This window comes from Hymenobacter agri (assembly GCF_054778495.1).
On the sequence record NZ_BAAGZM010000074.1, the window covers coordinates 1 to 11,875 of the forward strand.

At 56.9% G+C, this 11,875-nt stretch carries 14 protein-coding genes; 4 read left to right on the forward strand and 10 right to left on the reverse strand.

Translation table 11 applies throughout. The annotated features are described in order from the left end of the window. Together ACYVDE_RS06315 and ACYVDE_RS06320 are read left to right on the forward strand one after the other, a co-directional pair. Positions 1-210: phosphatase PAP2 family protein (locus tag ACYVDE_RS06315; RefSeq protein WP_460500637.1), on the forward strand; the 210-nt coding region annotated here is incomplete at its 5' end. Between the two features lie 52 nt (positions 211-262). Continuing rightward, the gene (locus tag ACYVDE_RS06320; RefSeq protein ID WP_460500638.1) at positions 263-502 is read left to right on the forward strand and encodes a hypothetical protein; all 240 of its coding nucleotides are present in this window, start codon (positions 263-265) and stop codon (positions 500-502) included. A gap of 62 nt (positions 503-564) precedes the next feature. On the opposite strand, the gene ACYVDE_RS06325 is transcribed toward ACYVDE_RS06320, so the two are convergent. The 10 genes from ACYVDE_RS06325 to ACYVDE_RS06370 all read right to left on the reverse strand — a co-directional run bounded on the left by ACYVDE_RS06325 (position 565) and on the right by ACYVDE_RS06370 (position 9,821). Next, a complete protein-coding gene (locus tag ACYVDE_RS06325; protein WP_460500639.1) occupies positions 565-723 on the reverse strand; it encodes a CcmD family protein in 159 nt (52 codons plus the stop codon). Next, positions 720-1,457: a cytochrome c biogenesis protein CcsA gene (gene ccsA, locus ACYVDE_RS06330; RefSeq protein WP_460500640.1), complete on the reverse strand. Its 738-nt coding sequence runs from the start codon at positions 1,455-1,457 to the stop codon at positions 720-722. Before ccsA ends, ACYVDE_RS06325 begins: the two co-directional genes overlap by 4 nt. A gap of 214 nt (positions 1,458-1,671) precedes the next feature. After that, positions 1,672-2,388, reverse strand: a complete 717-nt coding sequence (locus ACYVDE_RS06335; RefSeq protein ID WP_460500641.1) for a sulfite exporter TauE/SafE family protein — start codon at positions 2,386-2,388, stop codon at positions 1,672-1,674. 249 nt (positions 2,389-2,637) lie between these two features. After that, positions 2,638-3,135 (reverse strand): hypothetical protein, encoded by a 498-nt coding sequence (locus ACYVDE_RS06340; protein ID WP_460500642.1) that lies wholly within the window; start codon positions 3,133-3,135, stop codon positions 2,638-2,640. Positions 3,136-3,266: 131 nt separating this feature from the next. Next, positions 3,267-3,683, reverse strand: coding sequence for an EamA family transporter (locus tag ACYVDE_RS06345; RefSeq protein ID WP_196295214.1), 417 nt, complete (start codon positions 3,681-3,683; stop codon positions 3,267-3,269). Between the two features lie 33 nt (positions 3,684-3,716). Further along, positions 3,717-4,742: a YncE family protein gene (locus ACYVDE_RS06350; RefSeq protein ID WP_460500643.1), complete on the reverse strand. Its 1,026-nt coding sequence runs from the start codon at positions 4,740-4,742 to the stop codon at positions 3,717-3,719. 589 nt (positions 4,743-5,331) lie between these two features. Continuing rightward, positions 5,332-6,348 (reverse strand): TniQ family protein, encoded by a 1,017-nt coding sequence (locus tag ACYVDE_RS06355; protein ID WP_460500645.1) that lies wholly within the window; start codon positions 6,346-6,348, stop codon positions 5,332-5,334. A gap of 32 nt (positions 6,349-6,380) precedes the next feature. Beyond that, positions 6,381-7,247: a TniB family NTP-binding protein gene (locus ACYVDE_RS06360; protein WP_460500646.1), complete on the reverse strand. Its 867-nt coding sequence runs from the start codon at positions 7,245-7,247 to the stop codon at positions 6,381-6,383. Next, a complete protein-coding gene (locus ACYVDE_RS06365; RefSeq protein ID WP_460500647.1) occupies positions 7,244-9,070 on the reverse strand; it encodes a transposase in 1,827 nt (608 codons plus the stop codon). Before ACYVDE_RS06365 ends, ACYVDE_RS06360 begins: the two co-directional genes overlap by 4 nt. Positions 9,071-9,146: 76 nt before the next feature. After that, a complete protein-coding gene (locus ACYVDE_RS06370; RefSeq protein ID WP_460500648.1) occupies positions 9,147-9,821 on the reverse strand; it encodes a TnsA endonuclease N-terminal domain-containing protein in 675 nt (224 codons plus the stop codon). 618 nt (positions 9,822-10,439) lie between these two features. On the opposite strand from ACYVDE_RS06370, the gene ACYVDE_RS06375 reads away from it, so the two are divergent. After that, positions 10,440-11,513 carry a serine hydrolase domain-containing protein gene (locus ACYVDE_RS06375; protein ID WP_460500649.1) on the forward strand — a complete coding sequence of 358 codons (1,074 nt, stop codon included), beginning with the start codon at positions 10,440-10,442 and terminating at the stop codon, positions 11,511-11,513. Between the two features lie 183 nt (positions 11,514-11,696). Continuing rightward, positions 11,697-11,875, forward strand: a 179-nt coding sequence (locus ACYVDE_RS06380) for an imidazolonepropionase-like domain-containing protein (protein ID WP_460500650.1), incomplete at its 3' end; no start/stop codon positions are given.

Sequence of the window (11,875 nt, forward strand, 5' to 3'; positions counted from 1 at the left end):
GCCGCCGTGGTGCTGGCGCTGAGCCTGCTGCTGGCCCGTCGGCGCTGGCGGGTATGGCTGCCGGGGGCGGTGTTCGTGCTGGGCGTGGGCTTTTCGCGCGTGTACCTGGGCGTGCATTACCCCAGCGACGTGCTCTCGGGCTGGATAGCCTCGCTGGGCTGGGTCACGGGCGTGTACGTGCTGTTGCCGCCTAACAAGCGGCCGACCTGATTCTGCACAGAATTGGCCGGTAGCTTGCCGGTCCGCTTCACTTACCAACGAAATGCAAACGCCTCCCTTCTTCCGTCACACCTTTCACGTCACCGGGCTCATGGCACCCGCGCCGGAGCCCGAGCGCTACCCTTTCCACGACAACGACCAGTGCCCCGAAGGGCAGGAAGTGAAGCGCAGCGGCGAGTGGCAGTATTATGAGCCCGCCACTATCGACGAAACCCGTCCCCGTTGCCCTCTTTGCATCGCACTGAACCAAGCCGACCATTCTTCGCAAAAGCAGATGAAATAGCCACCTTAATCAACCTGGTACTACTCACAATGTAAGTACGGATTATGGGCAATTTACCCCATTTAGCGCTTGTTCCGCTTTTCTAACTTGCGAACCCGACTACCGATGCGAAGGATGTAAAAAAGCCATCCCGACAAAACAATTCCTACAACCAGCATCACCACCCACAATTTGCCATCGGAGCGGAGAAAATCTGTCAATGAAAGCGATGCCAAGCTCATGTCGTTTGCTTTAAGTCTTTGGTTACGAAAGTGTCCGTTACTGGATTATCGGTATGAGTATCACCAATATCGTCCTGCTCCTCGTAATGCATTTCCAATCGGCGGATTCTGACTCGAAGTTGAGTAATCCAAAAGCCCAGCAGTGTGAAGCCGACGAAAGCGGGGCGAATAATCATTTTGATAGAACTGTCGGCATCATATTGATTGAATCCCGGGTTGCCCCCATTTCCAGGATGCAGTGAATCAGTTAGACGCGGTAGAATGATAATAAGGGGAATGAAAACGGAGAAAGCAAAGATGTTGTAGATGGCCGAAATGCGGGCCTTGCTCATGGCATCATTCATCGAGCCGCGCAACACAAAATAGGCCAAGTAAATCAGCATGCCGACGCTTACCCCATTGGTTTTGGGGTCGTTGGGCCAGAGCGCCCCCCACGTAAAGTAGGCCCAGGCAGAACCCGTGAGGCAGCCTAAAACGCCGAATAAAAGGGCCGTGTTGGCGAGTTCCACCGATATAAGGTCGTCATCTGCCTTTCCCTTTCGCAAATAACGAATGGCAAAACAGGCGGAAGAAAACAACAGGATAACCATCGCAATCCACAAGGGCGGATGGAAGAAGGTGTTGCGAATGGCCTCATGCAAAAGAGGCAGCCTTGGAACTGGATTCATCAAGCCTGCCCAGAACACATAAAGCAGGATTAGGACGGTTGCGGCCTTCCACCAATGTTTTCGCATGTGCTAACTGCTGTTTTATCGAGAGAGAACCCAAAGGTAGGGAGCGGCCTTTTCCCTAAAATCCGGCAACGGTTCCAGCAAGTGCCAACGTGGCCAGCCATTGATACAAATCCTTAGCCTGTCTGCTACCGGTGGTTTTGGCCGGAGCCCGGCAAGATGCTTCTGATTGGCAGCTTATAGGCCTGAAGTATTTACCTGTGGGGAGCCCTGCGCGCTACGCCACGAACATCATCTGCAGCCCGAAGACCACAATCAGGCCTTCGACCACCAGGAGAAACTTCTCCTTCGAGATGCGGCTCAGCAGTAGCTTGCCGGTGTAGCTGCCGCCAATCATGGCCACGCCGGCGAAGGTGCCCACCAGCAGCCCTTTGGTCGTGACGAGGGCGTACTTGCTGTATACAATGGTTTTGGTGAGGTGCAGTACCAGCGAGGCAAAGGCGTCGCTGGCCACGTAGGCTACCGGCGGCAGGTTCAGGCCCAGGAAGAACAGCGCTCCGGTGGGCCCGGCGCTGCCCGTCAGGCCCGAAAGGAAGCCCGTGAGCGCGCCGCCGAGTACCATGCCGGGGTTGCCCAGGTCCACCTTCTTGGCCACGTTGAGGTGGCGATAAATCACGACCAGCACCAGAAAGCCACCCACCAACTTGAATATCCAGTCGGCCTTCATGCCTGAGTACAGGCTGCTCGACAGGATGGCCATGGGCAGCGAGCCTGCCAGAAAGTACAGCACCGGCTTCCACTGCAGCTCGTGCCGGCCAAACCAGAAGCGCGACGCATTGCCAAATATTTGCGCTACCGTCAGCACCGGCACGGCCTCCTTGATGCCCACGATGTTGGCCAGAATGGGCAGAAAAATCAGCGCCCCGCCAAATCCGACGGACGCCGAAACCGTGGCCGCCAGGTAGGCGACGGCGAAAAGAATGAAATACTCCATTAGGGATACGTAGTAAGAAATAAAGTCGGGAAAGCCTCGCCTGGAGGCGCCTATTTTCCCCAAGATTAAAATATGATTCTGTAAAGAATCTGCGCACTCAAAAAAGCAACTCGCTCGGCCTTGAAAACAACCGCTGTTGGCTCGGCGTCCAAATGTCTCACCACCTCGCAACCGGCAATCGATGGCCAGCTTCCACCGGGCAGGGAGAAGCGGTACCGCGTGGGCATCTGGTCGCAGCAGCGGGGCTGCTTATTGAGGCGCTTGCCGGCCGTCGGCGGTGAACAGCACGTCCTGAGTCCGGCCGGCTTGCGCTACTTCGGCCTCGTACACGGTGCTACCGTCGGCCCGCACGATGGTGGCGGCCTCCTGCACTTGGTAGGCCTCGAAGTCGCGGGCCAACGCAGCACGCACGGCGGCTGGCATCGCTTGAATGGCCAAATCCGTCTCCGTTTCCTGGATTAGCCCGGCGGGCGTAATCACCACCGACGTCTTCCGGCCATCCAGCTGAAAGGTGGCCTCGTACACTTCCTGCGCCGAAAAGGCTTCGCGAGCCTTGAAGTCACCATGCGTTTCATACTCGTATGATGGCCGGACCGGCTGCATCTCCCGGCGCCAAGCCGCGGGTTGTGCTGTAGGGAAACGCGCCACGAATGCTTGCAAAACGACGGGCGGCACCGCCGTTTGTTGGGCGTATATCGTTGGGGTGCCGACCAGCGACAGGCCGAGGAAAAGCAGGTAGGTTTTCATGATTCAGAGCGAAAAGGCAAGAAGAAGCGGCGATGAAAAAACTGTACCAAACAAAATGCACAATTCTGTTAATGGTCTGTAGTAGCCATCATCCCGACAGGCCCGCCTGATTCATCGACCAACGGCCCCGATTACTCCCAAATCAGCACCAGAGTGCCGCCAATAATCAGGGCCGCGCCCAGGCCGGTGTGCCACGTCAGCTTCTCGCCCAGGAACACCACCGACAGCCCGATGGCGATGGCCACGCTGAGCTTGTCGACGGGGGCCACCTGCGACACCTTGCCCAGCTGCAGGGCCCGGAAATAGAATACCCAGGATAGTCCCGTGGCCAGCCCCGAAAGCCCGATAAATAGCCAGTTGGTGCGCGTGAGCGAGCCCAACTGTTCCAGGCCGCCCCGGACGTACACGATACCCCAGGCCAGCACCAGAATCACAACCGTGCGCAAGGCCGTGGCCAGATTCGAGTCGACGCCCCGGATACCGATTTTGGCCAACACGGCAGTAAGTGCCGCGAAAACGGCCGACAGCAGGGCATATATCCACCACATATCAGATAAGGTATTGTGACAATGCCAATCGACTTAGCGGCCGTATTCCAGCACCCGAAACGTGCCGGGCACGATGCTCGGCCTGGGACGCGGGTTCTCCGCCGTGGGGGCCGGCGTGGGGCCGTAGTCGGCCGTGCAGGTGAAAAGGTGGTGGGTTTGGGGGTCCAGCGTCAGGGTACGGGCCCCGCGCGCCGTTGGCATGTTGCCCACCACGCGGTATTTCGTGGGCGAGTCCTGGTGGATGACTGTGAACGTGCCTGAGGCCCCGTTCGAGGTGATGATGTTGCCCGTGATGGGGTCGAATACGGCGCCGTCGGCGCCCTTGCCGATGGGCAATACGGCCACCTGCTTTCCGGTTTGGCTATCTGTTACCACCAGTTTTTCGTTGGCGCAGGCGCTGAACAGGCGGCTGGCTTTGGGGTCGTAGCCCAGGCCGGTGGGCTCTTCGCCAGGGGCTAGGGAGCTGCGCTTTTTCACGGCCAGGGTTTGGGCATCGAAGGCGATGACCTCGCCCTTGTCCTCCAGGTTGACGAAGAGGGTGCCACGGCCGTCGGTGGCCGGGGCTTCCACGTCTCCGCCCAGCTCGGCCGTGCCCAGCTCGGCACCGGTGGCCGCATCGAGCACGGTGCTTTTGCCACCGTCGTTGCTGAAGAGGAACACGCGCTTCGAGAAAGCGTCGTAGAACAGCGCATCCGGCTTGGGACCTGTGGGGATGGGCGCGCCGATGGGCTTCAGGGTTTTCAGGTCGAACACCACGCAGGTATTGCTGCGCCCGCAGGTGATGTAGCCGCGTCCGGCGCCGGGTACCACTTCGATGCCGTGCACACCGGGCGTGTTCGGGATGGTGCCGATGAGCTTGCGGGTTTTCAAGTCCACCACTTCTACCTGCGTACCGTGTGACACGTAGAGCCGCTCGCCGGCCGGGTCCACGGTGAGGTAGTCCCAGCCGCCCTCACCGCCGATGGTGATGGTATTGAGCAGGTGGTAGGGAATGGGCTGTTGGGCTTGTGCAGCCCCGCGAGAGCATGCGAATAAGGCAAAAATCAGCAGGTTTTTCATGCAATTAGATAGGGAATGTTTCCGTGTGTGGCACTGGCCACCTGCGCATGGTCCACCTAAGACTCAGGACGGGAATGCGTCTAACCACATTCAGCAATGGCATTGAGCAAACGTAGCCGGCGAATCTGGCGAGAATCTGGAAACACAGTTAGTGCATGAAAGCGGGCAGAAAGTTGCTGCCATCTTATTCCTAGCCATTGCATGCATCGAGGTCAGTGAAGCTGATAAGAATTGATGGGTGAGGTACCAGTGCCGGGCTAGCGCGATTATTCACCCGGTACTGTCATGCTACCACCTTTCGGAAGTCACTGGCCGCCAGCCTCTCAGCCAGCTGTCGTACTTATTCGAGTTGGAGCGCCTCATTAGTTCGCTCGGAACGTATAGTTGGGACCTACCACCAGTTGGCTCTAGCGCTGACGCCCACTATGGAAAATAACCCCGTGCCTATCTATGTCATGTGTGACACGCGCCACCTCCAGTAGGCGCTCAGCGCCGATGCGTGGAAATTGACAACCCTGCCCTCAGTAAAGCCAGCCCGACCCTGCCGCGTATAGCTACAATTCTGCGCTGAATTATTAGCGCTCAGCGTTTATTTTCCGTTACTAACATATAGATTTTCTATTACAACGCGATGATACCAGAAGGGAGCATCTGGCATAGCATACAAAAAGGGTGTACTCGTAACCTTGTACCGCTTGGTGACCTGTACAAAACGGTAGGGCCAGTCCGTCAGTAGCCATTGTGCCTGTTGTATCACACCAATTCGGACTTGCAAAGGCAATAATCCAATCGGCATTTTCTTCTTACGCACAGAAGCATCTTCTTGCGTTGGATTCCAGCCCGTTTCGGTGTCTATGGCCTGTTGAAGCGCCATGCTGGCCGGGCGGGCGTTGATTAGCTGCTTGATGATTTGATGCAATACAACGAAATAGAATTGCGGATAAAACACCTGCTCGTTCCACCCTTCGTACAAGATGCGCTCCAACTCCGCTTGGTTGGCCAACACGGCAGGTGGCGCAGGCTTTGCTGGCGCGTGGGCCAAGTTCAAGCCGCAATGAAAACAGCAGGAGATGGGCTTGTCGGCCAGTGCTGATTTACGGCCCAGTTCAACCCGAAAAAAAATGACGGGTCGCTCACACCCCGGACAGCGGTCCTGCAAGTAAACGCCGCATCGGGTGCAGGCATACATCACAAACAGGCGCCAGTAGGTGCGGAAGTACGGGGCATTGCCATCGCCTCGCAAGCACTGCGGGCAGAAGAGCAAACCATAATATCGCCGGGTGCGGTGGTAGATGCCCAAGGGCAAAATGCCATTGGCCATGCTGCCCGATGTGGCACGCATGTGCAGGCACCGCTCGTATCGGCGCAACACCGTGTGCTCAATCATTGCCAACGGCACGCCCGTGCGGATGGCCAGTGTGCGCAACATGCTGTCCGGGGCGCTTCGGTCCAGGTCCGTATTCCACACATGCGCCCCCGGAAAGAGTATCTTGCTGAACGTGTGCGTTTTCAGCAGGTGGTCGTGGGCCAGGCGCGTCAGCCAGCTGGACAGAAGCTCATCCGGTTGGGGCCGGGTGGCGCACGGCAAACGGCTGGTATTGTTCATGACTCGTCTGGGGTAAGCGTTCAATAACTGGTCTATTCGAACCCTGAGAGCCAATCCAGCTTCTCCAGCAAGGCCACGCTGATGCATTCCTGCCGGTTGCGGATGGCTTGAATGGCTGCTTTCTGTAAAACCTTAGCCAACACGCCAATATTGCCTTTGCTCATGGTGAGCAGTGTGCTGGCCAATTTCTCCTCCCCCAAATTTGACGGCAGCTTCAACGGGATGAGGCGCTCAAAGCTCAAGAGCAGGCGCAGGTACTCCTCATCCATTTCCCATAACGGCAGGGTTATCGAGTCAAAGCGCTGGTATAGCTGCTCATCGTGCTTAATGGCATTAAATGCCGTCTTAATCCCGGCCCCCACCAATGGTAGCATCAACTCATTCGATAAATACTTGAGCACATTCAGAAACTGACGCTGCTTGAGCCGGTTGCCCGCCAAGATGTGCTGAATCTCGTCCACAATGAACAGCCGGGTTTCCAGGCGCCGCAACGTATTAATGACTTGACTTTGCTTGCGGTCAACCCGGTCGGCGGCTCGGTAAGGGGTGCCCGTCAGGTCCAGCAGTTTGTGATAAAAGCTTCGCTCATCCGCATCGGCCGGCATTTGCAGGTAGATGACCGGTGCAATCAGGTGTCCATCCGATTCGCGGGTGTAAAACGGGTGTTCGTCCGCAAATCGCCGAATAATGTGGGTCTTGCCATTGCCCGTATCTCCCGCCAACAATAGGTTCGGCATCCGGTAACAAGGGGGATGGTCCAGCAAGTCGTGCATTAGCTGCATGACGTGACGGGCCCGGGTGTACGGAATCCATTTCATCGCACCAACGGCCTTTTGCCGTTCGGCTTTGGGCAGTTCCAACTGCTTGGCTACATCCGGGTGGAGGTGCGATGCGTTCATTGTTCGTACAGTGAAGAGTCATCGAAAGCTTGAAGGCCCTCTATTGAAAGGGGCATGATGGCCGAAGGGAGTTGTTGGGGCTCAACCGGCATCACCTTTGGCGCTGGCTCCGTTTGCAACCGCAACACTACTTCCTCCGGCGTCAGGCTGCGCAACACTCGATGGATACCCTTCTTCATGCTCTTCGTTCGCGCCACTGCGCTTAACTCGATGTCGCGCATTCGGTCGCACGCGTCGAAAATGGCATCCTCGTCCAATTTTTTCATGCCCTGCCGCCGCAGTTCCCGAATAGCGGCCCGGTGCTCCCAAACCGAAATACTCGGCCGGGAGGTCGTGCGATAGGGCACGCGGTGATAATAATTAGTGCCAGGCTCCAAAAGGTGGAGGACGCTGATGTCGCGTGGGTCGTATTTAAATGTTAACAGTTGTTTGCTGCCATTTTCGCCGCTGCCCGGCTCTACTCGATTGATGTAGCCGCTCAGTACGTCAGCGTAATAGTAGATGTAGCCTATTTGCACGCCCTTCTGCTGCACCGTGCGCCGGGTAGATGGCAGAAAGTCGATGCGCACCTGCTCTTCATCGTAAAGGCGCTCGGGCTGGCCGGTGCCCGGTTGGTCGGGCGTTCCCATAATGCCTTCTTCAAAGCACTGGTAAGGAATCTGATGGGTTTTGCCGTGCACCCGCTTGTGGTAAACATCGACGATGTACGTCGTTAACCACTGCTCAAACTCGCGGATGGTGAGGGCGGCCATTTTTTCTGAGTCATATGCGCCACGCTGCTGCGGGTTCGAAAACGTTGTACCGGGCAGCGTATGCACTTTCTTCATGCAGATGCCCATCAGCCGTTCAATGTGCCCCCCGTAATCAGGCGTTTTGACGGGGCGGTATTCTAGACGAATGCCGTATTTTTCGCAAGCCCGCTGCATCATCTCGCCTCGAAACTCCCGGGCGTTGTCTAAATGCAGCGCCCCCGGCACCCCCCAGCAGGGCCACAGTCCCTCCACTTTCACCTTTTTTTTTAGCCATTGCTCTTTAGGCAGTAACATATGGGCCATGCACAAACCCGTTCCAATAGTGCCCGGCGGGTCGTACGACAAATACATTCCCACCACCATCCGCGAGTACACGTCGATGGCCATGGTCAGGTAAGGTCGCCCTAGTGGCTGGCGGAAGATTTCGTCAACCAGGATAATGTCCACCGGGGTGTGGTCCAGTTGCACTACCTGGAGCGGATAATCGGCATCGGGATACTCGCCTTGTTGGGGCCTGAAACGGTCGCGGGCGGCTTTACTGCCTAGGCGGCGGCGCATCGTTTCTTCCTGGTCTAACTGGTGAATGCGGCGCCGAACCGTGGAGTCGGCCGGTAGTTGCAGTTTTGCCCGTCGGCACAGCCGCCGAACTTCTAGCACAATTTCGCTCGCCGTTTTTTTCTGCCGAGTCAAGTAGTGGGTGGCTATTACCTCGTCGATGATGGCCGTCCGGGCATCGTCCAACCGATTTTTGCCTTTGCCTCCGGTGCGGGGCAACTCAACCAGCGCTTGTACGGAACCCGCTTCATCGTACGCTTTCAACCAGCGGTAGATGGTCGATTTCCCTAATTGATGGGCTTCACAAACCCCAATGAATACGGCCGAATCGCCCCGCGCCGCGAGAATGGGTTGAAGGATGGACAGTCGACGCTGGGCCTTGGCCCACGCTTGTGTCGGCACGCTCAACACGTCATCGAATGGCAGCACATTTTCCGACGGCTCTTCTATTGGCTGAAGGTCGGCAACAGGAATTTGCACCAAGGCACCGGTAGCCTCGTATTCACCCAGCGCCAACGTTAGGTCGAGTAATCGCTTGAAACGAACAGGATGCGTCCGATACAAGTACCTGTTGCCCGGTTCCAGTATTATCTTAACCATGACTAAATGAAATTGAGTTATGGAGACTCCAAATTGGACTGTGCGTTGTAAGCGCCACCGATAAGTCGCAGCCGAGTTGAGCCGTGCTGACCAGGTGCCAGAGTACCGGTAATAACACGGCTTGCTTCTCTGGTTTATCAGAAGCGACACGTAGCAGTTCTGCAGGAGTAGTGCGCTCCAACCGGGCCACCAACTCTAAAAGGAGAAAGCAGTGTTCTGGCTGTGCAAAGAGCACAGGAGCACGAAACCGCAGCAGAAACTTGGCATTTTTTAAGTAGGGCGTTTGAATTTCTACCTCCGTCCAGATGCGGAACTGCCATCCTGCTGCCTCGGCGTGCTGTTGAGCGGCCAAAAATCTTGACGCGAATAGGGCTTGAGAGGCTTGTAGGTCTTTCGCGTATTTTATTTCAATTAAACGCGCGGGCCTGCCTGCTGCGTAGCGAACAAAGAAGTCGGGCGTGTAGCGCCGGGAGCGCCCCTCTTCTGTGTACTGAATTGTAAGGGGCTGCTCAACATACTCTACCACGGCTGGGTCAAATTCAAGCAGGCAGCAGGCATCTCGTTCCAGAGCAGATTCCGCACGCACCAAAGTGCCGTTTTTTCCAGATGGCTGGATGGCACTTAGCGACCGATAGGTCATCCCTATTTTTCGCACTGGTTTCATCATTCCCTTACATTGATTATAGGCAATCCAGCGACATGGCGAGTCGCAGCTGCCAGAATTCTTGCCAATGTAGATTATACCTGTGCAGATGTCAATACTAAGAATCTATGATTCAAAGGCTTGTATCTATATAGGTACAAGCTAAAATATTAGTTAAAATCATGTATGCTCAACAGGAGTATTATCTAAAGCAAAGAGTGCTTTTCCGTAATTACTTTTGAATAAAATTTAATAATTGTAAATAATCGAGTAAAAGCCCAAAACAAAATCATTAAATATTTTTTCAAATTATTTTTTTTTACAAAGCCATACCTTTCAAAATGATGGCCGCCTAGTTGTATGACTACTCCTGATTTTTCTAGTCTGTGCTTGAAGATATTCCCAGTCACTGGCTACAAAATCCAAGGCATTCCCACCAACTAGCGCTAGTATTCCCAACTACTCACGATAATCAGGAGCGCAAAAGGCTCATTTTTTCCCATTTACTTCGATAAATGACATGCACGCCTGGAAATAAGCAGTCGCTTAACCGAGAGCGCAGGCAACCGCGGCGGCGGCGGGCGCATCTTTCACCACGGCTGCGCAGCCGCCAATTCAGGCGTCCGATGCTGCTTTGGTATCATGAGAACCTTGTTTCTGCTGTTGCTGGCGCTGCTACTGGGCCCGGCCGCTTCTGCCCAAACCGCCCCCACCCCCGCCGCCCTCATGGCCCTGATGCAAAAAGCCGGCGTGCCCGGCATGCAGCTGGTATACACGCGCGGCGGCCGGGCGCAAACCTACGCGCTGGGCCAGCGCACCGCCAGCCAGCCGGCGGCCGTGGATGCTACCACCACGTTTGAGGCGGCCTCGCTGGGAAAAGCTGTGGAGGCTTATGTGGCGCTGCGCCTTGTCGACCAGGGTGTGCTCGACCTTGATAAACCCTTGCTAACCTACGCGGCCTACCCACGGCTGCAGGGTGACCCGCGGGCCGATAAAATCACGGCGCGCATGGTGCTGGGCCACACCACCGGCCTGCCCAACTGGGCCGCCAACCCCACCACACCTGAGTGGGCCGCCACGCCGCTGCACCTGAAATACGCGCCCGACAGCTGCTGGAACTACTCGGGCGAAGGCTACGTGCTGCTGCAAAAAACGCTGGAGCACCTCACCGGTAAGTCCTTCGAAACACTGGCCCGGGAGGAAGTATTCAAGCCCTTGGGCATGAAGCACAGCAGCTTTGTGTGGCAAACGAAGTTTGTCGGGAATGCGGCTTCGGGCCACGATGGCAAAAGCCAGCCAGTAGCCATTTCACACTTCGCAGCGGGCTACGGTGCGTTCAGCCTGCTCAGCACGGCCGCCGACTACAGCCGGTTTTTACAAGCAATTATGACGGGTAAAGGCCTAAAGCCCGTCACCGCGCAGCTGCTGCGCCAGCCCGCCAACGAGGCTCAACGCTGCGGCCAGCCCACTACAGCCACCGACCCGTTCATTGCCTGGGCCTGCGGCGTGGGCCTGGCCACCACCAGCCGCGGGCTGGCCCAGTGGCAGTGGGGTGACAACGGCAACTTCAAAGGCTTTTACATGACGCTGCCCGGTGCCAACGAAAGCCTCGTCTTCCTCACCAACAGCTCCAACGGACCTAAAATGGCCGACGACCTGTTGCGCCTGTTTTTCGGGCCCGGCGAGTACCGCGCGCTGCAGTGGCTGGCCGAATAACCTGCCCGGCAGCAGCGTCGCGAGAGACCCGGGCCGAAACTGCTGCCGCGTAGTAGCTTCGGCCCGCGCCAGCGGCCGTAACTCAGCGGGCGTGCTGTATTTATGAAATATCTTTCTGTGCCTGCTGGCCGGCCCGCCTTGCGCCGGATTTCAAGCCGCTTGTTGGGCAGTGCGCTGCTATTCATGGGCGGCATTTTCGCCAGCCATGCCCAGCCGGCCGGTTCCGCTGCCCCTACCGCCACCCTGTTGCGCCCGGCCGCCGTGTTCGATGGCCAGGAACGCCACGAAGGCTGGGCCGTGCTGGTTGAAAACGACCGCATCAAAGCCGTGGGCCCGGCTGCCCAGCTAGCCGCCCCGGCCGG